Source organism: Pseudomonas flavocrustae, assembly GCF_029872515.1.
Taxonomy (GTDB): domain Bacteria; phylum Pseudomonadota; class Gammaproteobacteria; order Pseudomonadales; family Pseudomonadaceae; genus Chryseomonas; species Chryseomonas aestiva.
The window spans coordinates 342,639-365,901 of sequence record NZ_JAPDIQ010000003.1; the positions used below are offsets into that span (position 1 = coordinate 342,639).

Annotated in this window: 25 protein-coding genes and 1 pseudogene; 12 read left to right on the forward strand and 14 right to left on the reverse strand. The window is 65.3% G+C overall.

The window, feature by feature from the left end:
* Positions 1-267 precede the first annotated feature (267 nt).
* The 3 genes from OMP44_RS09515 (at position 268) to OMP44_RS09525 (ending at position 2,481) form a co-directional block, all read left to right on the forward strand.
* Positions 268-780: a ferritin-like domain-containing protein gene (locus tag OMP44_RS09515; protein WP_187979352.1), complete on the forward strand. Its 513-nt coding sequence runs from the start codon at positions 268-270 to the stop codon at positions 778-780.
* A 39-nt stretch (positions 781-819) separates the two neighbouring features.
* On the forward strand, positions 820-1,719 hold the full coding sequence (locus OMP44_RS09520) for a manganese catalase family protein (RefSeq protein ID WP_280307521.1): 900 nt from the start codon (positions 820-822) through the stop codon (positions 1,717-1,719).
* Between the two features lie 339 nt (positions 1,720-2,058).
* A complete protein-coding gene (locus OMP44_RS09525) occupies positions 2,059-2,481 on the forward strand; it encodes a hypothetical protein (protein ID WP_273862020.1) in 423 nt (140 codons plus the stop codon).
* A gap of 46 nt (positions 2,482-2,527) precedes the next feature.
* On the opposite strand, the gene OMP44_RS09530 is transcribed toward OMP44_RS09525, so the two are convergent.
* Both OMP44_RS09530 and OMP44_RS09535 read right to left on the reverse strand, forming a co-directional pair.
* Positions 2,528-3,127, reverse strand: coding sequence for a glutathione S-transferase family protein (locus tag OMP44_RS09530; RefSeq protein ID WP_280307522.1), 600 nt, complete (start codon positions 3,125-3,127; stop codon positions 2,528-2,530).
* 1 nt (position 3,128) lies between these two features.
* Positions 3,129-4,298: an aminotransferase-like domain-containing protein gene (locus OMP44_RS09535; protein ID WP_187979354.1), complete on the reverse strand. Its 1,170-nt coding sequence runs from the start codon at positions 4,296-4,298 to the stop codon at positions 3,129-3,131.
* An 80-nt stretch (positions 4,299-4,378) separates the two neighbouring features.
* Here OMP44_RS09535 and OMP44_RS09540 point away from each other — a divergent pair, with 80 nt between their 5' ends.
* The 5 genes from OMP44_RS09540 (at position 4,379) to OMP44_RS09560 (ending at position 8,902) form a co-directional block, all read left to right on the forward strand.
* Positions 4,379-4,858: a MarR family winged helix-turn-helix transcriptional regulator gene (locus OMP44_RS09540; RefSeq protein WP_273862023.1), complete on the forward strand. Its 480-nt coding sequence runs from the start codon at positions 4,379-4,381 to the stop codon at positions 4,856-4,858.
* 87 nt (positions 4,859-4,945) lie between these two features.
* Complete coding sequence (locus tag OMP44_RS09545) at positions 4,946-5,551, forward strand: LysE family translocator (protein WP_133860624.1); 606 nt, start codon at positions 4,946-4,948, stop codon at positions 5,549-5,551.
* 9 nt (positions 5,552-5,560) lie between these two features.
* Positions 5,561-6,748, forward strand: coding sequence for a benzoate/H(+) symporter BenE family transporter (locus OMP44_RS09550; RefSeq protein WP_273862024.1), 1,188 nt, complete (start codon positions 5,561-5,563; stop codon positions 6,746-6,748).
* A 55-nt stretch (positions 6,749-6,803) separates the two neighbouring features.
* The gene (locus OMP44_RS09555; RefSeq protein ID WP_187979357.1) at positions 6,804-7,805 is read left to right on the forward strand and encodes an NADP-dependent oxidoreductase; all 1,002 of its coding nucleotides are present in this window, start codon (positions 6,804-6,806) and stop codon (positions 7,803-7,805) included.
* A 173-nt stretch (positions 7,806-7,978) separates the two neighbouring features.
* The gene (locus OMP44_RS09560; RefSeq protein ID WP_280307526.1) at positions 7,979-8,902 is read left to right on the forward strand and encodes a GGDEF domain-containing protein; all 924 of its coding nucleotides are present in this window, start codon (positions 7,979-7,981) and stop codon (positions 8,900-8,902) included.
* Between the two features lie 30 nt (positions 8,903-8,932).
* Here OMP44_RS09560 and rluB read toward each other — a convergent pair whose 3' ends face one another.
* The 4 genes from rluB to zwf all read right to left on the reverse strand — a co-directional run bounded on the left by rluB (position 8,933) and on the right by zwf (position 13,113).
* The gene (gene rluB, locus OMP44_RS09565) at positions 8,933-9,994 is read right to left on the reverse strand and encodes a 23S rRNA pseudouridine(2605) synthase RluB (RefSeq protein ID WP_133860628.1); all 1,062 of its coding nucleotides are present in this window, start codon (positions 9,992-9,994) and stop codon (positions 8,933-8,935) included.
* Positions 9,995-10,287: 293 nt separating this feature from the next.
* Entirely contained in the window at positions 10,288-10,926 is a 639-nt protein-coding gene (locus OMP44_RS09570) for a bifunctional 4-hydroxy-2-oxoglutarate aldolase/2-dehydro-3-deoxy-phosphogluconate aldolase (protein WP_280307528.1), read from the reverse strand.
* A 20-nt stretch (positions 10,927-10,946) separates the two neighbouring features.
* The gene (gene pgl, locus OMP44_RS09575) at positions 10,947-11,657 is read right to left on the reverse strand and encodes a 6-phosphogluconolactonase (RefSeq protein ID WP_280307529.1); all 711 of its coding nucleotides are present in this window, start codon (positions 11,655-11,657) and stop codon (positions 10,947-10,949) included.
* On the reverse strand, positions 11,644-13,113 hold the full coding sequence (gene zwf, locus OMP44_RS09580; protein ID WP_027602213.1) for a glucose-6-phosphate dehydrogenase: 1,470 nt from the start codon (positions 13,111-13,113) through the stop codon (positions 11,644-11,646). Before zwf ends, pgl begins: the two co-directional genes overlap by 14 nt.
* 164 nt (positions 13,114-13,277) lie before the next feature.
* Between zwf and OMP44_RS09585 the strand changes: the two genes are divergently transcribed.
* On the forward strand, positions 13,278-14,147 hold the full coding sequence (locus OMP44_RS09585) for a MurR/RpiR family transcriptional regulator (RefSeq protein ID WP_133860632.1): 870 nt from the start codon (positions 13,278-13,280) through the stop codon (positions 14,145-14,147).
* A gap of 186 nt (positions 14,148-14,333) precedes the next feature.
* On the opposite strand, the gene OMP44_RS09590 is transcribed toward OMP44_RS09585, so the two are convergent.
* From OMP44_RS09590 to OMP44_RS09620, 8 genes and pseudogenes are all read right to left on the reverse strand, one after another.
* Positions 14,334-15,383: an AI-2E family transporter gene (locus OMP44_RS09590; RefSeq protein ID WP_017640512.1), complete on the reverse strand. Its 1,050-nt coding sequence runs from the start codon at positions 15,381-15,383 to the stop codon at positions 14,334-14,336.
* Between the two features lie 123 nt (positions 15,384-15,506).
* Positions 15,507-16,262 carry a methyl-accepting chemotaxis protein gene (locus tag OMP44_RS24940; protein ID WP_410003733.1) on the reverse strand — a complete coding sequence of 252 codons (756 nt, stop codon included), beginning with the start codon at positions 16,260-16,262 and terminating at the stop codon, positions 15,507-15,509.
* A gap of 102 nt (positions 16,263-16,364) precedes the next feature.
* A pseudogene (locus OMP44_RS24945) lies at positions 16,365-17,309 on the reverse strand (cache domain-containing protein); the annotation flags it as partial.
* On the reverse strand, positions 17,251-18,588 hold the full coding sequence (locus tag OMP44_RS09600; RefSeq protein ID WP_280307533.1) for an ATP-binding protein: 1,338 nt from the start codon (positions 18,586-18,588) through the stop codon (positions 17,251-17,253). The gene OMP44_RS09600 and the pseudogene OMP44_RS24945, both read right to left, overlap by 59 nt.
* Positions 18,585-19,250, reverse strand: coding sequence for a response regulator transcription factor (locus tag OMP44_RS09605; RefSeq protein WP_133860635.1), 666 nt, complete (start codon positions 19,248-19,250; stop codon positions 18,585-18,587). The genes OMP44_RS09600 and OMP44_RS09605 overlap by 4 nt, the downstream gene beginning before the upstream one ends.
* The gene (locus OMP44_RS09610; protein ID WP_133860636.1) at positions 19,251-19,526 is read right to left on the reverse strand and encodes a PepSY domain-containing protein; all 276 of its coding nucleotides are present in this window, start codon (positions 19,524-19,526) and stop codon (positions 19,251-19,253) included.
* 20 nt (positions 19,527-19,546) lie between these two features.
* Positions 19,547-19,855 carry a PepSY domain-containing protein gene (locus OMP44_RS09615; RefSeq protein WP_158896648.1) on the reverse strand — a complete coding sequence of 103 codons (309 nt, stop codon included), beginning with the start codon at positions 19,853-19,855 and terminating at the stop codon, positions 19,547-19,549.
* A gap of 74 nt (positions 19,856-19,929) precedes the next feature.
* Positions 19,930-20,187, reverse strand: a complete 258-nt coding sequence (locus tag OMP44_RS09620; protein WP_187979363.1) for a DUF3253 domain-containing protein — start codon at positions 20,185-20,187, stop codon at positions 19,930-19,932.
* Positions 20,188-20,277: 90 nt separating this feature from the next.
* Between OMP44_RS09620 and OMP44_RS09625 the strand changes: the two genes are divergently transcribed.
* From OMP44_RS09625 to OMP44_RS09635, 3 genes are all read left to right on the forward strand, one after another.
* A complete protein-coding gene (locus OMP44_RS09625) occupies positions 20,278-21,375 on the forward strand; it encodes a DNA topoisomerase IB (protein ID WP_273862029.1) in 1,098 nt (365 codons plus the stop codon).
* Between the two features lie 277 nt (positions 21,376-21,652).
* Complete coding sequence (gene aztA / locus OMP44_RS09630; RefSeq protein ID WP_280307537.1) at positions 21,653-22,387, forward strand: zinc ABC transporter ATP-binding protein AztA; 735 nt, start codon at positions 21,653-21,655, stop codon at positions 22,385-22,387.
* Complete coding sequence (locus OMP44_RS09635; protein WP_280307538.1) at positions 22,384-23,253, forward strand: metal ABC transporter permease; 870 nt, start codon at positions 22,384-22,386, stop codon at positions 23,251-23,253. Before aztA ends, OMP44_RS09635 begins: the two co-directional genes overlap by 4 nt.
* Positions 23,254-23,263 lie beyond the last annotated feature (10 nt).

Consider the following 23,263-nt stretch of genomic DNA (forward strand, 5'->3'; position numbering starts at 1 on the left):
CGCGAACGGCAAAGATATGACTAAAGGCCCGGATTGACTGGGACAAGAGTTGTACAGCCACGAGCCCCCTGTCCAATAACCCGACCTGCCAGACAACGCCCTGCCGCTGGGCTTGTAAAACAAAGCGCACGGGGTTTGCCCATCGATCCGAAAGACTGTCGCGACGCGAATCTCTCGCTAAGCCAGGACCACTAATAAGCAGACAGTACGCAATCTGGCGGGGCTCTCCAACCCGTTGTCGCCCCTCTTCACGAGCAGGAGTTTTCCATGACCGCTTCCAAGCAGGACAACCTCATCGACTGGCTGCGCGATGCCCATGCCATGGAGGAACAGGCCGAGAAGATGCTCTCCGCTCAGTCCGCCCGGCTGGAGCACTATCCGCAATTGCGCCAGCGCATCGAACAGCACATCAGGGAAACCCAGGAGCAGCGCCAGCTCATCGAAGGCTGCCTGAGTCGTCATGGCAGCAGCGCCTCGACCCTCAAGGACATGGGCGGCAAGTTGATGGCGCTGGGCCAGGCCCTTGGCGGCGCGCCCATGAGCGATGAGGTCATCAAGGGCGCCATCGCCGGCTATGTCTTCGAGAACATCGAGATTGCCACCTACACCACGCTGATCGCGGCGGCTGCGGAGATCGGCGACACCGAAACGCAGCAGGCCTGCGAACGCATCCTCGAACAGGAGAAGGCCATGGCAGCCTGGTTGCTGGAAGACCTGCCCGCCACCACCCGTGCCTTCCTCGAACGCTCCGCCGATCCCGATCTGACCGCGAAGCGCTGAACCGCCCGAGTTATACCGTGACTAGCCCCTGGAGGTTACATGTTCGTCCATAACAAGCGACTGCAATACACCGTGCGCGTGTCCGAGCCCAATCCCGGCCTGGCCAACCTGATGCTGGAGCAATTCGGCGGCCCCCAAGGCGAACTCGCCGCCGCCATGCGCTACTTCACCCAGGCGATAGCCGAGCTCGACCCGGGCCGCAAAGACATGCTGTTCGACATCGCCACCGAAGAGCTCAGCCACCTGGAAATCATCGGCTCGATGATCGCCATGCTGAACAAGGGTGCCAAGGGCGACCTGGCGGAAAAGACCCAGGACGAAGCGGACCTGTACCGCTCGCTGACCGGTGCCGGCAACGACTCCCACCTCACCCAGATTCTCTATGGTGGTGGTCCGGCCCTGACCAATTCGGCTGGCGTACCCTGGACCGCGGCCTACATCGACACCATCGGTGAACCGACCATCGATCTCAGGTCCAACATCGCTGCCGAAGCCCGGGCCAAGATTGTCTACGAGCGCCTCATCAATGTCACCGACGATGCCGGCATCAAGGACACCCTGAGCTTTTTGATGACCCGCGAGATCGCGCACCAGAAATCCTTCGAGAACGCGCTGCATTCCATTCAGCCCAACTTCCCCCAGGGCAAGATGCCACCCCGTCCCGAATTCGCCAGCGTCTACTACAATATGTCGCAAGGCGAAGGCGACATGCGTGGACCCTGGAATCAGGGTCAGGACTGGGAGTTCGTCGAACAGCCCGGACCGGCCGTGGACGGCGGCGATGGCCTGGCCAGCGTCAAGCTGCCTCCGATGCAGGCCAAGGCGATCGAACAGCTCGCCACCCGCACGATGTCAGATCCGAACGCCGCGCCGGTGACGGGTGCCGACCTGGGCGCCGGCCTGGCCAAGCAACTCGACAAGAACCGTCTGGAAGAGTGATGCCACGGTGACGACGTCCACCGGGCGTCGTCACCCTCCCCCCGGCCTGACGACCTTTCGTCGGCCAGCCGCTCTCGCTCTCGACCTCGCCAGAACCTGGCCATTTGCCATCGGTCCTACTGCCGTCATCGTAGTAGGGAAAGCCCTGATGGAAGATTATCTCCTGGCGTTCGCCATGGTCGCTCTGACCGCCCTGTTCATAGGTTTCACTACCGTCGGTCTGGTGGAATTCACCTGATGGCGCTTTGCCGCCTTGCGCGCTGAACATTCGTTCGGCGGCGCAGTCTGCCGCTGTGCATTGATGCAACCACGTTGTACCGACGTAGTCAGGGACGCCACATGAAACGCCACCTTTACGCCTTTGCCCTCGTTGCCGCCGCCGTCTGCAGCGCACCCGCCTTCGCCATGGATCAGAATGCCCTGCAATTCGAGCAGGCCAGCATGATTGCCTTCAAGAGCTGCGCGAACAAGGCGGTGATCGCCGGAACGCGCATTGGCGACACTGCCCGCTTCTCCGATACCGACACCTGCGTCGTCCAGGCGCTGTCGCAGATCGAGCCGGCCTATCAGCGAGCCCTCACCTCCCTGCAGAACAACGGCACCGCCCGACGTTGTCTGCAGACCTACTACAGCAACTGGCTGACGCTGATGAAATCCCTGCCTGAGCTGCAGTCCAAGCCGCCATCCTCGGTGCTGCTGACCGCCAATGGTGGCGAGCGTCGCCTCAACCAGTATTGGCAATTCGTGGTCAGCGCCCGCTGATCACGCCCTGGCATCCCCTGGGGAGCCCGGCTCCCCTGTTCGCCTTTCAGCCGATGGCGACATGTCCCGGCTGCGCTGCCACGCGCGCCAGCCAGGCCTGGATCGCCGGATAGTCGTCCAGTCCGAAGCCGCCCTCATGGGCAATGTGGGTATAGGCATAGAGCGCGATGTCGGCGATCGAGTACTGCTCCCCGACCAGGAAGGGCGTGCGTTGCAGCTGCTGCTCCATCACCCGAAAGGCCTTGTAGCCGCGTACCTGGCAGACCTCGTACTCCTCCAGGCGCTCCGCCGGCAGCCCCTGGTAGAGCCGGATGAAACGCGCCACCGCCACATAGGGCTCGTGGCTGTATTGCTCGAAGAATTGCCATTGCAGTACCTGGGTCCGCAGGCGCGGCTCGCTGGGCAAAAAGCGCGTGCCGTCGGCGAGGAAGTTGAGGATGGCGTTGGACTCCCACAGGCAGGTGCCGTCTTCCAGCTCCAGCACCGGAATCTTGCCGTTGGGATTTTTCGCCAGGAAGGCGTCGCTCCGGGTCTCGCCGGCGAGGATATCGACCTCGTGCCAGCGATACTCCACGCCGAGCAGGTGCAGCATCAGCACCACCTTGTAGCAGTTGCCGGAACGACGATCGCCATAGACCCGATACATCTCACAGCTCCTTGTTAGAGGGGGTGGCTTCCCGGATCACGCCGGCCAGGCGGGCGAGGCCCGTGTCCAGCCGCTCGGGCAGTACGTGGCTGAAATTGAGCCGCAGCAGACCGCGGTGACGCTCCGGCTCGGCGAAGAACGGCTCGCCCGGCATGAAGGCGACATCCTGCGCCAGGGCGGCGTCCAGCAGCGTACGGGTATCCAGGGGCGTTTTCAGCCGTAACCAGAAGAACAGACCGCCCTGCGGAATCTGCCAATCGGCGATATCGCCGAAATGTCGTGTCAGCGCCAGGGCGAAGCCATCGCGGCGTTCACGGTAGAAGGCCCGCACCTCCTCCAGGTGCTGGGCGTAGCGCTCGCTGCCCAGCCATTGCTGTACCTGCCACTGGCTCATGCGACAGGTATGCAGATCGGCGGCCTGCTTGAGCGCCCGCAGGGGCTTGAGCAGGTCGGGCGAGGCGATCAGATAGCCCACGCGCAGACCGGGCAGCAGCGTCTTCGACAGGCTGCCGGTGTGGATCCAGGCGCTGCGTCGGAGCTGGGCGCAGAGCGGTCGCGCCGGCGCGCCGTCATAGCTGAGCTCCCGGTAGGGCTCGTCCTCGACCAGGGTCACAGCGTACTCGTCCAGCAGGGCCGCCACCGCCGCTCGGTTGGCCGCGGAATAGCGCACGCCGGAAGGATTCTGGAAGGTCGGGATCAGATAGGCGAAGGCCGGACGCCGCCGTTCCAGCTGCAGACGCAAGGCAGCCAGATCCAGCCCCTCCGGGGCCAGACTGACTTCAAGGCAATCCGCGCCAAAGAACTGGAAGCTCTGCAGCGCCGCGAGATAGGTGGGGCCTTCCACCAGCACCGGCGTGCCGACGTCGAGATAGAGTTTGGCGATCAAGTCCAGGGCCTGCTGCGAACCCGTGGTCACCAGCACCTGGTCCGCCGTGCAGTCCAGACCGTAGCCGCGCGCCTGAGCGGCGATGGCTTCGCGCAGCGCCGGCTCGCCCTCGCTCATGCCGTACTGACCCAGGCCGGCCGGCATCCGGCTCCAGTCCACCGCCGGCAGACAGCGCTCGGCGGGCAGGCCGCCGGCGAAGGACATCACCTCCGGACGCTGCGCTGCCGCCAGGATGTCGCGGATCAGGCTGCTCTTGAGTCGGCTTACCCGTTCGGAAAATGCCATCTGCCCTCCTGTGGCCCGTGGCCGGCTAATGAGTCAAACTACTTGACCGACCCTAATGCACTCCGGAAAGACAAGTCAATATGCTTGACCTAAATCAGACCACCCAGCAGCGCCTGGTCATGGAGACCTTCTTCTTCGGCTATCAGGCGTTCACCGCCAAGGCCGACGACATGCTGGCGCGGCGCGGCCTGAGCCGGGTCCACCAGCGCATCCTGTTCTTCATCGCTCGCGAACCGGGACTGAGCAACAAGGCCCTGCTGGACGTGCTCAACGTCAGCAAGCAGGCGCTGAACATTCCGCTGCGGCAGTTGCTGGAGATGCAACTGGTGGCCATGGCGACGGACGCGGCGGACAAGCGCAAGCGACGGCTGTCGCTCACCCGCGGCGGCGCCGCGCTGGAGCAGACCCTTAGACGCGAGCAGATGCGTCTGGTGCAGGCCGCCCTGGCCATGGCCGGAGCGGACGCCGCCGAAGGCTGGCTGGCCTTCAACCAGGCGCTGGCCGGGCGCCATGAGGCCGAAGGTAGCCAGGACAGTTCGCTACCCTCGGTCGACTCCTGAAAACTGTACCGCTGGTTCGCGACCTCGGTGTACGGATACCCGCCAGGGACGCCTGGCTAAGCTGGCGCAAAGCCCAGGGATGCCCTCATGACCGTCGAACTGCTCACCGCCTTCATGCTCTTCGCTTTCGTCTCCTCCGCCACGCCCGGCCCCAACAACATGATGCTGCTGGCGTCAGGGGTCAATTTCGGCTTTCGGCGGACCCTGCCGCACATGTTCGGCATCAGCCTGGGCCACATGCTGCTGGTCATCTGCACCGGTCTCGGCCTGGGTCAGCTGTTCGTGCTCTATCCACCGCTGCAGATCGCCTTGCGGGTCATCGGCGGCGGCTATCTGCTGTATCTGGCCTGGAAACTGGCCACCGCCGCTGCCCCGACGCCGCGGGAGTCGGGCAGCGGCAAGCCCTTCGGCTTCTTCCAGGCAGCGGCCTTCCAGTGGGTGAACCCCAAGGCCTGGGTGATGGCCATCGGTGCGGTCACCGCCTATATTCCGGCCGAGAACTTCACCGCCAATCTGCTGCTGGTCGCCCTGCTCTTCGCCCTGATCAACCTGCCCAGCGTCAGCCTCTGGACGCTGTTCGGCATGGGCCTGCGCCGTCTGCTCAGCAGTCCGGCACGCCTGCGGCTGTTCAACTGGAGCATGGCGCTGCTGCTGGTGCTGTCCCTCTACCCCATCCTGTTCGGCCATCACTGAGGTTTTTCGATGCACGCGGCTCCACAACGCCTTACCCCGCTGGCCGATACCTCCCCCGCCGCCGTGGTCGCCGGCTTCGTCGCCATGCTGGTGGGCTACACCAGCTCCCTGGTGCTGATGTTCCAGGCGGGCCAGAATGCCGGCCTCAGCACCGGGCAGATCTCCTCATGGATCTGGGCGCTGTCCATCGGCATGGCCCTGACCACCATCGGCCTGTCGCTTAAATACCGCACTCCCATCGTCATCGCCTGGTCGACCCCCGGCGCTGCGCTGCTGGTCACCAGCCTGCCGTCGGTACCCTACAGCGACGCCATCGGCGCCTTTGTCATCTGCGCCGTACTGCTCGCCCTCTGCGGTCTCACCGGCAGCGTCGACCGTCTGCTGCGCCGGGTACCGCCAGCACTCGCCGCTGCCCTGCTGGCCGGCATCCTCTTCCGCATCGGTATCGAGATCTGCGCCGCGGCCCAGCACCAGACCGCACTGGTCCTGGGCATGGCCGTGGCCTATCTGGTGGCCAAGCGGCTGTGGCCGCGCTACTGCGTACTGGTCGCCCTGGTAGTCGGCCTGCTGCTGGCCGCCGGGCTGGGGTTGCTGGACTTCCACAGTCTGCGGCTGGAGTTGGCGGTGCCGGTGTGGACCACCCCGACCTTTTCCCTGGCGGCCACCATCGGCATCGCCATCCCGCTGTTCGTGGTGGCCATGGCCTCGCAGAACATGCCGGGTATCGCCGTGCTGCGTACCGATGGCTATGCGGTTCCGGCTTCGCCGCTGATCGCCACCACCGGCCTCGCCTCGCTGCTGCTGGCGCCCTTCGGCTCCCATGGCATCAACCTGGCGGCCATCAGCGCGGCGATCTGCACCGGCCCCCAGGCCCATGAAGATGCCAGCAAACGCTATACAGCGGCGGTCTGGTGCGGACTCTTCTACGGTATCGCCGGGCTGTTCGGCGCCACCCTGGCGGCGCTGTTCGCCTCCCTGCCGAGCGAGCTGGTGATCTCGGTGGCTGCCCTGGCGCTGCTCGGCTCCATCATGAATGGCCTGCACGGCGCCCTGGCCGACCCTGGCCAGCGCGAGCCGGCGCTCATCACCTTCCTGGTCACCGCCTCGGGCCTGACCCTGGCCGGGATCGGCTCGGCCTTCTGGGGCCTGGTCGCCGGCCTTTTGGCCAGTTTGCTACTCACCGCACGCCGCCGTTAGAACCCGCGCCCCTCCTGACGGGTCGGAACTGGATCCTTCACGTCAGGAGAACACCATGTCCCGTACCAATCGCCAGTTCCTGCTCGCCAAGCGCCCGTCCGGCGAACCCACCGCCGACACCTTCGAGCGTGTCGAGCAGCCGATCGGCGAACCCGGCGCCGGTCAGGTGCTGATCAAGAATCTCTATCTCTCCCTCGACCCGGCCATGCGCGGCTGGATGAACGAGGGCAAGTCCTATATCAAGCCCATCGGCCTCGGCGAAGTCATTCGTGCCCTGGGCGTGGGCGAGGTAGTGGCATCCAACCACCCGGAATTCAAGGTCGGCGACACGATCAACGGCATGCTCGGCATTCAGGATTACTACCTGGGCGAGCCCCAGGGCTTCTACAAGGTGGACCCCAGCAAGGCCAGCCTGCCCCAGTATCTCTCGGTACTCGGCATGACCGGTCTGACCGCCTACTTCGGCCTGCTGGAAGTCGGCGAGCCCAAGGCCGGCCAGACCATCGTGGTTTCCGGCGCTGCCGGCGCGGTCGGCAGCATGGTCGGCCAGATCGGCAAGCTCAAGGCCTGCCATGTGGTAGGTATCGCCGGTGGCGCGGAAAAATGCCGCTATCTGATCGAGGAACTGGGTTTCGACGCCGCCATCGACTACAAGGCCGAACCTGACCTCGCGGCCGCCCTGCACCGCGAATGTCCCAACGGCATCGACGTCTATTTCGACAACGTCGGTGGTCCGACTCTGGACGCGGTGCTGGCGCAGATCAATTTCCGTGCACGGGTAGTGCTCTGCGGCGCCATCAGCCAGTACAACAGTGACAGGGTGCAGGGCCCGCAGAACTACCTGGCGCTGCTCAGCAATCGCGCGCGCATGGAAGGCTTTATCGTGCTGGACCACGCCGCGCGCTACGCCGAGGCCCAGCAGCAGCTGGCGATCTGGCTGGCCGACGGCCAGCTCAAATCCCGCGAGCACGTGGTGGAAGGCCTCGATACCTTCCCCGAGACCCTGATGAAGCTGTTCTCCGGCGAGAACTTCGGCAAGCTGGTGCTCAAGGTCTAGGTCGCGCGTCGGAAAGTCGTCACCAGCGGGCCGCAATGGCGGCCCGTCTGGGCTTCAGGCGTCAAGTTACAGACGGCCAATCGCCACCATCGTGCTAAGCCATTGATTTGGTTGACACTATAAGACTGGCACGCTTCTCGCTGTAGGGGGACTATCCGCCAAGGAGAACAGGCATGGTCCCGCCCTCGTCCAACACCATCAATCTCGATCGCGCTCGCCAGCAGCGCAACGCCAACCTGGCTGGCCCCGCCCGCGACAGCGATCCGGCGGTGCTGGGCGCCCTGCGCCAGCGCCTGCTCGGCGTCCTGCAGACATCGCTGGATCTCGAGCGGGTCCTGCAACTCTTCCGGCAGGAGGTGGATACGCTGGTGGACCTGCCCGGCCTCACCTACCGCAATGCCGCGGAGGACGTGGCCATCGACCTGGGTGAAGACCAGGGTCATCAGGTGCACTATCACCTGAGCCAGGGAGACCTGCGCCTGGGTGATCTGACGTTCTACCGCCAGGAGCGCTTCCAGGACAGCGAACTCGGCGCGCTGGAATACCTGCTCGGCAGCCTGCTGTTTCCCCTGCGCAATGCCCTGCTCTATCGCGAGGCCCAGAACAATGCCCTGCGCGATGCCCTGACCGGTGTCGGCAATCGCAGCGCCCTGGATCGTGCCCTGGTGCGTGAGCTGGAACTGGCCCGACGGACCCAGCAGCCGCTGTCGCTGCTGATGCTGGACCTGGACCACTTCAAGCGCATCAACGACCGCTTCGGCCATAGCGTCGGTGACGACGTGCTGCGCCAGACTGCCCGCACCCTTGGCAACAGCCTGAGAAGCATGGACATGGTCTTTCGCTTTGGCGGCGAGGAATTCTGTGTGCTGCTGTCGGCCACCGGCCATGAAGCGGCGCATATCGTGGCGGAACGCCTGAGAGCGGCGGTGGAGGCCCAGTCGGAGACGGCCGGCGCCATCCCGTTGCCAGTCACCCTGAGCCTGGGTCTGGCGACCCTGCGCGACGTCGAGTCACCGCGTTGTCTGCTGCTGCGCGCGGATCGGGCCCTCTATCAGGCCAAGGCCGAAGGCCGCAATCGATTCTGCAGCCTGGCCTGAGGGTCGCCTGGGGCCAGGCGACCGCTCTGCTTAGCGGCGACCGCCCTTGCCGGTACCGCCACCGCTCGGCCCGCGACGCGGCGCAATGCCCGGCGAGGTACGGCCCTTGCTGACCGGCTTGCGGCCCATTTCGCTGGGACGCTCGGCCACGGCCGACCCCTGGGGCTTGCTGGCCTTGCCCGTCTTGTTGAGCTTGTTGCGCGAACCCCGACCGGCATCGATCGGCCGCGCGGTCTTGCGCTGCTGACGCTCGAGCTTTTCCTTGGTCTTGCCGCCCATGGCCGGCAGCGCCACCGGCGGCAGGCCGACTTCCCCCGCGAGGATGTCGATCTCCCCCTGGGTCATCTCGCGCCAACGGCCGACCGGCAGATCGCTGGTCATGAACACCGGACCGAAACGTACGCGCTTCAGACGACTCACCACCAGTCCCTGGGATTCCCACAGCCGACGGACTTCGCGGTTGCGACCTTCCATCACCACGCAATGGAACCAGTGGTTGAAGCCATCACCTTCCGGCGCCTGCTGGACGTCGGTGAAGCGCGCCGGGCCGTCTTCGAGGATCACCCCGTTCTTCAGGCGCAGCAGCATCTCTTCGGTCACCTCGCCCCGGACCCGTACCGCGTACTCGCGATCCATCTGGTAGGACGGGTGCATCAGCCGGTTCGCCAGTTCGCCATCGGTGGTGAACAGCAGTAGGCCGGTGGTGTTGATGTCCAGGCGACCGACATTGATCCAGCGGCCCTGCTTGGGCTTGGGCAGGCGGTCGAAGACGGTGGGCCGACCTTCGGGATCGTCACGGGTGCAGATCTCGCCTTCGGGCTTGTTGTAGATCAGCACGCGCCGCACAACTTCCTCGGCCTGGTCGCGCTTGAGCAGACGGCCGTCTACCGCGATGGCGTCCTTGGGCATGACCCTCAGACCCAGGGGCGCGACCACGCCGTTGACCTTGATACGGCCTTCGCCGATCCAGGCTTCGACGTCACGCCGCGAGCCGACGCCCAGGCGCGACAGCACCTTCTGCAGCTTTTCGCCCGCCGGCGCGGGGACGGTTTCATCGAGGGATTCGTTTGGGGGATTCTTGTCGAGGGTCATCAGGCACCTCCCGGTGTAGTGGACGACAAAGGCGCCGCGGAACGGGCGCCAGGAAAAAGACAGGGGCGCATGATAGCGCCCCTGCTCGCGCCAGCCTAGCGAGTGTGGTGTCTCAGCAGTTGACTGCACAATCTTGGCGGCGCTTTTTCGGCTCTGGCAGCGTTGCCACTCCTCGCCATAGCCCTGCTATGACTCGTACCGGCGCCTGGCCAAAGCCAAAAAAACACTCGCCAATTCTTGTGCGAACTTCAGAGACACCGCACTAGCCTGGCGGGTGACGGATGGCCGCAGGCTTAGTCCAGCGTGACCAGGGCTTCGCGGCAGAGCTGCTCGACGCGCGTCCAGTCCTTGGCCTTCACCACGTCGCCGGGCAGCATCCAGCTGCCGCCGACGCACAGCAGGTTGGGCTGCTGGAAATAGTTCTTCACATTGCCCGGGTTGACGCCACCGGTGGGGCAGAACTTGAGTTCGGCGAAGGGACCGGCGAACGCCTTGAGCGCATCCACGCCGCCATAGACGTTGGCAGGGAACAGCTTGAAGCGCCGATAACCCAGGCGGTAGGCCTGCATGATCTCCGAGGGCGTGGCGATGCCCGGCAGCAGCGGGATGGGCGCCGATACCCCGGCCTGGAGAATTTCCTCAGTGGTGCCCGGAGTGACGATGAACTGGGCGCCCGCCTCGACCGCAGCGTCGAACATCCGCACGTCAAGCACGGTGCCCACGCCAACATCCAGCTCGGGACGTTCCTGCCGCAGCAGGCGCACCGCGTCAAGCCCGTGGGCCGATCTCAGGGTGATTTCCAGGGCGGTGAGCCCCGCCGCGGCCATGGCGTCGGCGAAGGGCAGCACGTCGGCGGGATCGTTGATCACGATCACCGGCAGGATCCGCGCGCGGGCGCACAGGGCATCTAGGGTCGCGATCTTGTTCTGCATGTCCAAAACTCAACTCCTCGTCAGGGGCACCAATAGACGACCAGGGGTTCGCGCAGGAACGCCTTGATCGGAGTGGCCAGCTCATCGCCCTCGGCCAGAGCGGTTTCCAGCACCTGTCGCTTGCCCGCGCCCTGGATGGCGAGGATCTGCTGCCGCGCGCGACTCAGGTAGGCACGGCTCAGGGTGATGCGGGTCTGGGGCGCGGACGGTGCCACGCCAGGAAAACTCAGGCGCTCGCTGGCCGGATCCAGAGCCTCTTCCAGGCCGGGACTACCGGGGAACAGCGAGGCGGTATGGGCGTCGTCGCCCATGCCCAGCACCAGCACATCGGGGGTTGCCAGGGTGTCGCGCAGCCGGGCCTCGGTCTGGGCCATACCCTCTTCCGTGGAAGCGGCCGGGCTATAGAGATCGACGAAACCTGCGGCGGCAGCGGGTCCCTGGAACAGGTGCTGGCGCAACAGGCCGGCATTGCTGTCCGGATGGTCACCGGGTACCCAGCGCTCGTCCGCCAGGGTGACCAGCACCTTGGACCAATCCAGCTCGGCCTGCGCCAGGCGCTCCAGGAAGGGCACCGGACTGCGGCCGCCGGAAACGATCAGCAGCGCCTCGCCGCGGGCCGCCAGGGCCTCGCGCAGCGCCGCCGTGACCGTTTCGGCCAGCGCCGTGGCGTGGGCCTCGCGGTCGGGCAATTGGCGCAGGGTCACACCCTGCCCCAGATCAGACGTCGCCATACCAGGATCTCCCGTCTCGTGCGATCAGTGCGATGGAGGTCAGCGGACCCCAGCTGCCGGCGGCATAGGACTTGGGCGAGTCGCCCATTTTCGACCAGCCATCCATCAGCTGATCGCACCACTTCCAGGCCGCTTCGATCTCGTCCTTGCGAACGAACAGCGACTGATTGCCCTGCATGACTTCCAGCAGCAGTCGCTCGTAGGCATCCGGCGTGCGCAGGTGCTTGAAGGTCTCGGAGAAATTGAGCTGCAGCGGACCGCTGCGCAGCTGCATGCCCTTGCGCAGGCCCTGGTCCTTGCTCATCACCTGCAGCGAAATGCCTTCGTCCGGCTGGATGCGGATGATCAGGCGGTTGCTGATCAGGCTGCGCTGCTCGGGGGCGAAAATGTAGTGCGGTGGTTCCTTGAAGTGGATGACGATCTGCGACAGCTTCTGCGGCATGCGCTTGCCGGTACGCAGATAGAAAGGCACGCCTGACCAGCGCCAGTTGCGGATGTCCGCGCGGATGGCGACAAAGGTCTCGGTGCGGCTTTCGGTGTTGGAATTGGGTTCTTCCAGATAACCCGGCACCGGCTTGCCGTCGCTGTAGCCGGAGGTGTACTGACCCAGGACCACGCGGCTGGCGAGCTGGTCGGCGGTAATGGGCTCCAGCGCCTTGAGGACCTTGACCTTCTCGTCACGGATGCTGTCGGCCGACAGATCCGCCGGCGGGTCCATGGCGGTCAGGCAGAGCAGCTGCAGCAGGTGGTTCTGCACCATGTCGCGCAACTGGCCGGCCTGGTCGAAATAGCCCCAGCGACCCTCGATCCCGACCTTCTCGGCCACGGTGATTTCCACGTGGGAAATGTAGTTCTGGTTCCACTGGGTCTCGAACAGGCTATTGGCGAATCTCAGGGCGATGAGGTTCTGTACGGTCTCCTTGCCCAGGTAATGGTCGATGCGGTAGACGCGGTCTTCCGGGAAGAAGCGCGCCACGGCGTCGTTGACCACCTTGGAGGATTCCAGGTCGTAGCCGATGGGCTTTTCCATCACCACCCGGGTGCGCTCGCACAGGCCGACGGCGGCGAGGTTTTCGCAGATGGCACTGTAGACCAGTGCCGGGGTGGCGAAATAGGCGATCAGTGGCGAGGTCTCGCCCACATCCTCGGCAAGTCCCGTATAGTCTTCGCGATTGCGAAAATCGATGGCGCGATAGCCCAGGCGACCGCGCATCCGGGTCCATACCGCTTCGTCCCAATCGGCCTTGGGCACATAGTGGCGCAGGCGCTCCTCGATGTGCTCCAGCTGCTTGACCCCATCGCCCTGGTCACGCGCCAGCGCCATGATGCGGGTATCCTCGTGCAGCAGACCTTCGCGATCCAGCTGATACAGGGCAGGGAAAAGTTTGCGCAGGGCCAGGTCGCCCAACGCGCCGAAGATTGCCAGGGTACAGGGTAGAACTCGGACGCCAGCCATAAATATTCGTTCTTTTACTTAAAGTTTGAGATATTCCAGCACCATCATAGGGGAGCCGGGGCGATTCGCGTAGTCTTTATATTAAAAAATACGGCGCAGGGGTAAGCCCAGCCCATACCTTTTATAGCCTTAGGATAGAGGCACAACAACCACTAGGAGTTCTCATGGATCGTGCCAGCACCCTGCTGCAAACCATCCAGAACCGCATCGGCGAACTCAACCGCGCGGAACGCAAGGTCGCCGAGGTCATCCTGCAGAATCCCCGGCAGGCCACGCGCTACACCATCGCGGCCCTGGCCCAGGCGGCCCAGGTCAGTGAGCCCACCGTCAATCGCTTCTGCCGTTCCCTGGGCGTGAGCGGCTACCCGGAGATGAAGATCCAGCTGGCGCAGAGCATCGCCAGCGGCGCGGTCTATGTCAGCCAGGCGGTGGAAGCCAACGACGAATCCGAAGCCTACGCGGAAAAGATCTTCAGCAGCACCATCGCCTCGCTGGACAGCGCCCGCCAGCGACTGGACGCCCGCACGGTGGATCGCGCGGTGGACCTGATGATCCAGGCGCGGCAGATCCACTTCTTCGGCCTGGGCGCCTCGGCCCCCGTGGCCCTGGACGCCCAGCACAAGTTCTTCCGCTTCAACATGGCGGTATCGGCGCATTCGGACGTGCTGATGCAGCGGATGCTCGCCTCCATCGCCAGGACCGGCGATCTCTTCGTGATCATCTCCTACACCGGCCGCACCCGCGAACTGGTGGACGTGGCCAAGCTGGCCCGCGACAACGGCGCCTCGGTGCTCGGCCTCACCGCCAGCAACACCCCGCTGGCCAAGGTCTGCACCCACAGCCTGGACATCCCGCTGCCGGAAGACACCGACATCTACATGCCCATGACCTCGCGTATCATCCAGCTCACCGTGCTGGACATCCTGGCTACCGGGGTCACGCTCAAGCGCGGCGTGGATTTCCAGCCGCACCTGCGCAAGGTCAAGGAAAGCCTAGTCGCCACCCGCTATCCCTCGGAGCCCGACCAGGGCTAAGCGCCCTCACTGTGCAAAACCTGCTTAGGATCTCGCGAGCCAGAGCCAGACAAGGCCTGGGCGGCCCCGCGAAAGCGCCTAAGGAAGCTGCGTTTACCTAGAGTAAATGAGCATTCCGACGGGGCTGGCCTTCCAGGGTGCTTTCAACGCGGTCTGGCCGACGCGCAGCAGATCGTGAGCAGGTTTTTAGATGTCGTCGCGGTGACTGAACAAGTCCCAGGTCGACATGAACAGCGCGGCGATCAGCGGGCCGATCACGAAGCCATTCAGGCCGAACAGCGACATGCCGCCAATGGTGGAGATCAGTACCACGTAGTCGGGCATCTTGGTGTCCTTGCCGACCAGAATGGGGCGCAGCAGGTTGTCCACCAGGCCGATCACCACCACGGCGAAGACGATCAGGATGACCCCTTTGATCACCGAACCGGTGGCCAGGAAGTAGATGGCCACTGGCACCCAGATCAGCGCCGAGCCGACCGCGGGCAGCAGCGACAGGAAGGCCATCAAGGTGCCCCAGAGCACCGCGCCCTGGACACCCAGCACGCCGAGAATGAAGCCGCCAAGGGCACCCTGCACCACGGCGACGATGATGTTGCCCTTGACCGTGGCACGCACCACGGCGGTGAACTTGGCCATCAGGCTGCGCTTGTGCATGTCGCTCAGCGGAATGGCCTTGCGGATCAGCGCCACCAGCTGCGAACCATCGCGCAGCAGGAAGAACAGCAGATAGAGCATCACGCCGAATCCGATCAGGAACTGGAAGGTGCCCTGACCGAAGCTGAAGGCCTGGGTAGCGACGAACTGGCTGCCCTGCATGGCTCCTTCGGAGAGCTTCTGGCGAATGCCATCCAGGTCACCGGCACCGAAGCGCTCCAGCACGCCACGCACCGAACCCGGCAAGGCGCCCCAGATCTGCTGATAGTACTGGCCGAAGTTGAGCTGACCGCTGCTGACCTGCTGGTACAGCAGCGAGCCTTCCTGCACCAGGGAAATGGCGATGAACACCACCGGCAGGATGACGATGAGCAGGATCACGAACAGGGTGCAGAGCGCCCCGAGGTTGCGTCTGTTGTTGAAGCGCCGGACGAACCAGCGCTGCAGCGGGGCGAACAGGATGGCGAGGATGGCGCCCCAGAACACCGCCCCCAGGAAGGGCGTGAGGATCCAGACGAAGGCCAGCGAGACCACCACCAGCAGGATCAGGAACGTCTTGTTTTCCAGCCGAGCACTTTTCATTGGCTTTCGCGATTCCAAACAAGGATGACAGGCCTTGCTTAGAGCCTCGGAAGCCGTGGGGTTCCCATAAGCACCCCCAACTTGGCCCGAAGAGGCGCGCCGGCGTAGCCGGCGCGCCCGGGATCATACGCGAAACTGACGTACCAGGCCGTCCAGGCGCTCACCGAGGCCAACCATGCCGGCGGTGTTGCGCGCGCCTTGCTGGGCGCCCTGGGCCATGCTGTCGACGGCACTGGCGATGGTGTGGACGCTGCGATTGACCTCCTCGGCCACCGCCGTCTGCTCCTCGGCGGCACTGGCGATCTGGCTGTTCATGGCGTTGATGGTGGCGATCAGCTCGCTGATCGCGGCCAGGGCGGTACCGGCCTGCTCGGCCTGGGCCGTAGTGGCCTCGCCCATGCCGCCCGAGCGTTCCATGGCCCCGACCGCGCGGCCGGTGGCCTGTTGCAGGCGATCGATCATGCCCTGGATTTCCTGGGTGCTCTGCTGGGTCCGGCTGGCCAGGGCGCGTACCTCGTCGGCGACCACGGCGAAACCGCGACCGGCCTCGCCCGCCCGGGCCGCTTCGATGGCGGCATTGAGCGCCAGCAGATTGGTCTGCTCGGCAATGGCGCGGATCACGTCGAGCACGCCGACGATGGCGCCCACGTCCTGCTTGAGGCCATCCAGGGACACGCTGCTCTGGCGTACCTCCTCGACCAGTTCGTGAATGCGCGCCACGCTGGTGGCAACCGTCTCGCGGGCCAGCCGACCTTTCTCCTCGGTCTGACGGGTGGCTTCGGAGGCCTGCAGGGCACTGCTCGCCACCTCCTGGGCCGCCGCGGACATCTGGTTGATGGCGGTGGCCACCTGGTCGGTTTCGCTGCGCTGGCGCTGCATGTCGCGATCGGTGCGCTGGGCCTGCTGGGAGACGTCGTCGAGCAGACCGGTGAACTGGTGGGTGATGTCGACGACCTGGGCGATGGTGCCCTGGATGCGATCGACGAAGCGATTGAAGGCGGCGGCGAGCTCACCAATCTCGTCGCGCCCGTTGACCGGCAGGCGGCGGGTCAGATCGCCCTCCCCGGCCGCGATGTCGTCGAGATTCTCCCGGATCTGCGCCAGGGGTCTGAGGGTGCGGGCGGCAAACAGCTGCGCGGCGATGCCGATCACCACCAGCAGCACGCCGGCCACGCCGAAGATCAGCCAGAGCTGGTCCTGGGTGCGTTTGGCGACCTGCTGGGCCACGGCCGCGACCTCGGCCTCCACGCCATCCAGATTCACCGCCGAGCCGATCACCAGATCCCATTTGGGCAGGTAGTCGGTGTAGGCGAGTTTGGGCACCAGCACGTCCTTGTTGCCGGGCAGCGAAGAGCTGTAACGACTGAAATGCGAGCCATCCTTGCCGACCCGGACCAGTTCCTGGTTGAGGTAGAGGCCACTGGGATCGCGATTGTCCTTGAAGCTCTTGCCGATACCGGCCGGATCGTTGCCCTTGAACAGGCGGACCACGTTGGAATCGTAGCCGAAGATGTAGCCGTCCTTGCCGTAGCTGATGGCCGACAGCAGGCCGATGGCCTCCTTGCGCGCCTCGGAATCGCCCGCAGCGGCCTTGTCGTACAGCGGCTTGACCACGGTCATGGCCGCTTCCACGCTGTTCTGCAGGGCGTTGCGACTCTGGACCATCAGCCGCTCGCGAGCGTCGGCGACGTCCCTGGCGGCCTGCTCGTGCAAAACCCAATAGGACAGTCCACCCAGCACCAGCGTGAACAGGCAGACGGGCAGGACGGCCAGTAAGGTGACTTTGAATTTGAGGCTCACGAGGTTCTCCTTGGTCGCAAGAGCTTGGGCGGTTATCGGCGCCCTGCCCGATAACTTGACCAGGGAGTCACCTGAGTGACGGGATACGCGCTGGCGCCGGCAGCCGGATGACCACTGCCAGCCCACCCAGCCCGGAGGTTTCGAGAACGAGGGTTCCGCCGCAGCTGTCGACGATGTCCTTGGCGATCCCCAGCCCCAGGCCGTGACCGCTGACCGCTTCATCCAGCCGGGCACCCCGATCGAGGATCGTCTCGCGCTGGGCTTGCGGCACACCGGGCCCGTCGTCCTCGACCTGGATCAGATAGCCCTCTGCACCCTGCGCCACCTCAAGCCGGACCTGCTGATCCGCCCATTTGCCGGCGTTGTCCAGCAGGGTGCCGAACAGTTCCAGCAGGTCTTCCCGGTCCCAGGGCAGCCGCAGCCCCGCGGGCAGCCGACACTCGAACTGCAGGTGCTCGCCATGCAGCCGATTGAGCAGCGTGCAGAGCTCGCGAAGCTCGGCGCCGTCCAGGTGTGCGCCCGGCAGGGCCTCGCCGGCCAGCCGGGCACGGCGCAATTCCCGCTCCAGGCGCTGGCGGATACGGTCCAGTTGTTCGCGCAACACCTCGCGCTGTTCGGGCAAAGCCTGCAATTCGGGACGCTCGGCCAGGCTGGTCAGCACCGCCAGCGGGGTCTTGAGCGCATGACCCAGATTGCCGATGCCATGCCGCGCGCGCTTGAGGCCGTCTTCGGTGTGGCGCAGCAGGGCATTCATTTCTCCCACCAGCGGCTCGAGTTCAGCCGGCACGCTGGCGTCCAGCGTCGAACGGCGTCCCTGATGCAGCTGGGCGATCTGCTCGCGCACCTGCTCCAGCGGGCGCAGCGCCCGGCGCACGATCAGCCGTTGCAGCAGCAGGACCAGCAGCAGGGTCGCCAGCCCCAGCAAGCCACCGAACGCGAGGATGCGCGTCAGGTTGCCCAGCAGGGGGTTGTAGTCGTCGGCGACCGTTACCTGCACTGCCTGGCCGTAGCGCTGGTAATCGGCGCGATAGGCGAGCAGTCGCTGGCCACTGGGGCCGTCCGCCAGGCTCTCGCTCAGGCCGGTGCCCGGTGGCGCTTCCAGTTGTGCGTCCCACAGCGAGCGCGAGCGCCAGCGAATGTCCAGCGCCGGGATCTCGATAAGGAAATAGCGGCCGGACAGCGGGCGGGTATAGAGACTGCCCAGCCGGCCCTCATCCAGTTGCAGGCCATGGGGACCGCGCACCAGGGCGGCGAGCAGGTTCTCCGTCTCGCCGCGCAGACCGGTTTCCAGATAACGGCGCAAGGCATGGTCCACCAGCCAGGCTCCCCCCAGCACCAGCACCAGACCGGCCACCAGCAGGATGGCCACCAGCCCGACCCTGAGCCGGGCCTGGATGGATTTCAATCGACACCGCCCAGGCGATAGCCTTGGCCGCGCCGCGTCTCGATGACCGCGCGCCCCAGCTTGCGCCGCAGATGATTGACGTGGACCTCGATGACATTGGAGTCGCGCTCGCTCTCGCCGTCGTAGAGATGGTCGTTGAGCCGCGTCTTCGACAGGATCTGCCCGGGATGCAGCAGGAAGCAGCGCAGCAGGCGAAACTCCGCCGCGCTCAGGGCGATGGTTTCACTGCCACGCACCACGCATTGGCGCGCCTCGTCGAGCGCGAGTCCGGCAGCCTGCAGCAACGGCTGGTTGGCCACGCCGCGCACCCGCCGCAGCAATGCGGCAATGCGCAGGCCCAGTTCTTCGGGGTGGAAGGGTTTGGTGAGGTAGTCATCGGCCCCGGCCTTGAGGCCGTCGATGCGCTCCGCCCAGCTGTCGCGGGCGGTCAGGATCAGTACCGGAGTCGCCAGCGCCTTTGCACGCCACTCCCCAAGCACCTCCAGCCCGGGCCGGCCGGGCAGACCCAGGTCGAGCACGATCAGGTCATAGGGTTCCTGGGCGCCCTGCCAGGCGGCATCGCGGCCATCGGCCAGCCAGTCGATGGCGTAGCCCTGCCGAGTGAGGAACGCCGTGATCTCGTCGGCCAGAGCCACATCGTCTTCCACCAGCAACAGGCGCATCTAGTCGTCCACCTCATCCTTCATGATGGCGCCATCCATTGCGCCGATTTCCAGTTCGCGGACGACATCGCCGACGAGGATCTCGATCTCGTAGCGATACTGGCCGTCCTCCTCTTCCAGTTCGGCTTCCAGCAGCCGCGCCTGGGGATAGCGTTCGTTGACTCGCTGCAGCAGGCTTTCCAGCGGACGGATCACGCCTTCCTTGCGCAGCTTGAGCGCCTCGTCCTGATCCAGGTCACGGGCCTGGATCAGGGGCGAGAGGCTGCCGAGCAGCACCAGCCCGGCGAGCCCGACGGTCAGTCGTCGCGCTGGTCTTTCAGGACTTCGCCAGTGGTGGCGTCGAGTTCCAGATCCCATTTCACACCTTTGGGGTCACGCAGTTCCAGTTGGTAGATGTAGCGGCCGTACTCTTCTTCCAGTTCGGTCTCGTGGGTCGTCGAGCCCGGATGCTTGGCGATGGCAGCCTGGTTGAGCACCTCGAAGCTCTTGATCTTGCCGCTGTCACGCAGCTTGAGGGCCTCGTCGGGGCCGAGATCCCGGGCCTGGGCGACGCCCATACCGGTGAGCAGGAGGGCGGCAGTCGCGAGGGCGGTCAGCTTTTTCATGATGATTCTCTCTGGTTGCTGTTTGATCTGGGTCCAGAGTAGCGATCCGCCATTAATCGAAACTTAAACGCCGATTAAGCCAGGCTTAAGCGGATCGGACCACGCCAGGGTGCTTCGGCATCCAGGGCTTCGCCCTTCTGCGTCACCTGCAGCCGGCCCTCGCGAGCCAGCTCACGCGCCATAGCGCGCAGGGGCTCCATCAGCGGCCGCCAGTCCGCAGCCAGGTCACGCGCCACCTCCGACGGACAGAAGGTCGTCCCTGGACGGCGCGCCTGTGCCTTGGCCAGCAAGGCTTCGCGCAATTGTGCGTCGGTCGGCTTGAGCGCTGTCATGAGAACCGGGTCCCTTCTCCAAGAGTCCACCGTTTCGACCAGGAAATTGTCGGTGCAGTCATGACCTCTCGCTCGAAAGTCTCGAAAGTAATGCAACGCCTCGCCCAGACCGACCTGCCCATCCCCGCCGATGAGCGTGACGACACTGGTACCGCCCTCTGCACGCCCTTGCCGCCCGACCTCAATTATGTCGATGACTGCCAGGCGGGCCTGAGCCGACGCAAGCTGCGCGGCAAATGGGCTTATTTCACCCCCGATGGCGAACGCATCTGCGATCAGGCGGAAGTCGAGCGCATCAACAAGCTGGCCATCCCGCCGGCCTATACCGATGTCTGGATCTGCCCGGACGCCAATGGCCATCTGCAGGCTACCGGACGCGACGCCCGCGGCCGCAAGCAGTACCGCTACCACCCGCGCTGGCGCGAGATCCGCGATACCGACAAGTACGAGCGGATGCTGGCGTTCGGGCAGGCCCTGCCCAAGTTGCGGCAGCGGGTGGAAGAGGATCTCGCCCGGCGCGGCCTGTGTCGGGAAAAGGTCATGGCCACGGTCATCAGCCTGCTCGACGCGACCCTGATCCGGGTCGGCAACGCCCAGTACGCCAAGAGCAACAAGTCCTATGGCCTCACCACCCTGCGCAACCGACATGCTGAGGTGCATGGCAACACCATAGCCTTCCACTTCCGCGGCAAGAGTGGGGTGGAGCATGACATCAAGGTCAGCGATCCGCGGCTGGCGCGTACCGTGAAGAAATGCCTGGAGTTGCCTGGCCAGCACCTCTTCCAGTACGTGGATACCGATGGCGATCGCCATACCGTTACCTCGTCCGACGTGAACGCCTACCTGCATGAACTCACGGGCGCCGATTTCACCGCCAAGGACTACCGCACGTGGGCCGGCAGTGCCCTGGCGCTGGAAGCCCTGCGCGAGTTGCGGTGTGAAACCCAGACCGATGCCAAGAAGGAGCTGGTGGACATGGTCAAGGCGGTATCCCGCACCCTGGGCAACACCCCGGCGGTCTGCCGCAAGTGCTATATCCATCCGGGCGTGCTGGATGCCTTCCTCGCCGGCGACCTCTGCACCTTGCCCAAACCGCGCAAGCGCAAGGGGCTCAAGGAGGAAGAGGTGCTGCTACTCAACTTCCTGCAACGGCTGGAACAGCGGATGGCGGAGACCCAGGCGGCCTGACCACGTCGCACGCTACCCTGCCCCCTGTGCGGGGCGGGACGGGGCGGGGAGCATTCTGCGCCAGGCGCCAGTCATGCTCGCCTGGCGTGACTCCTTCCCGACGCCCAGATGACGACGCCGCATTTGTTATGTTATAACTTTTGCACGTCATTCAAGGCTCCGTCATGGCATCCCCTCGCGCTTCCCTTCTCCTCATTTCCGTGCCCGTTCGGCTGTCGCTCGCCGCCATCCCATTGGTCGCGCTTTGGCTGGCGGTACTCTGGGCGGTCGCCCTGCCATGAGCGCCGCCATCGAACTTCAGGACCTGACCCTGGCCTATCAGCGGCATCCGGCCATCCATCATCTCAGTGGTAGCTTCCGGACCGGCAGTCTGACCGCCATCGTCGGCCCCAACGGGGCGGGCAAGTCCACCCTGCTCAAGGCCATCGCCGGCACCCTGAGACCGGTCAGTGGTCGCGTGGACCGGGCCGTGCCCCAGCGCCGGCTGGGCTATCTGCCGCAAGCCGCGGAGATCGACCGCAGCTTTCCCTTGAGCGTGCTAGAAACCGTGATACTGGGCGCCTGGCGCGGCTTGGGCGTCTGGCGCGGGGTCACCGCCGCCCATCGCGAGGAAGCGTCCCGGGCGTTGCAGGCGGTCGGCCTCGAAGGCCTCGAGGATCGCTTGGTCGGCGCCCTGTCCTCCGGGCAATTCCAGCGAGTGCTGTTCGCCCGGCTGCTGTTGCAGGATGCGCCGGTGCTGCTGCTGGATGAGCCTTTCACCGCCATCGATGCTCGCACCACCGCGGACCTGCTGACCATCGTCCGTCGCTGGCATGGTCAGGGTCGCACGGTGATCGCCGTGCTGCACGACCTGGAGCAGGTCCGCCAGCACTTCCCCGAGACCCTATTGCTGGCTCGGGAAGCCATCGCCTGGGGCGCCACCGATCAGGTGCTGGTCAGCGAGCATCTGGCCCGCGCGCGCAATCTCGCCGAGCACTGGGACGCCAATGCGGCGGTCTGTGAGCGCGCATGACCCTCTATCAACTCCTGTTCGAACCCTTCGTCGAATTCGGCTTCATGCGTCGCGCCCTGGTGGCCTGCCTGGCCCTGGCGCTGGGCGCCGGTCCGGTGGGCGTCCTGCTGATGCTCAGGCGCATGAGTCTGGTGGGCGATGCCATGAGTCACGCCGTGCTACCAGGCGCGGCCCTGGGCTTCATGGTCGCCGGCCTGTCGCTACCGGCCATGGGCATCGGCGGGATGCTTGCCGGACTCTTGGTGGCCGGACTCGCCGGCCTGGTCAGCCGCTTCACCAGTCAGCGTGAAGATGCCAGTTTCGCCAGCTTCTATCTGATTTCCCTGGCCGCCGGGGTGCTGATCGTTTCGCTGCACGGCTCCAGTGTGGATCTGCTGCATGTGCTGTTCGGCACCATCCTGGCGATCGACGCCACGGCGCTCTATCTGGTCGCCGGCATCGCCACCCTGTCGCTGGTGGTGCTGGCGGTGATCTACCGACCGCTGGTGCTGGAGTGCTTCGATCCGGGCTTCCTGCGCGCCGTAGGCGGGCGCGGCTCGCTCTATCACCTGCTGTTCCTGCTGCTGGTGGTGCTCAACCTGGTCGCCGGTTTCCAGGCGCTGGGTACGCTGATGGCGGTGGGCCTGATGATGCTACCGGCCACCGCGGCGCGCTTCTGGGCCAACAGCCTGCCCGGACTGATGGCGGTGGCCAGCCTAATCGCCAGTCTCAGCGGCCTGATCGGCCTGGTGCTGTCCTATCACCTGGGCTGCGCCTCGGGTCCGGCCATCGTCCTGACCGCGGGCGGCTGCTACCTCCTCTCCCTGCTGTTCGGTCGCCTGGGACTCTACCGGCGGCTGCGCCCTCGCCCTCACCTCACCCACTGAAAGGAGTCAT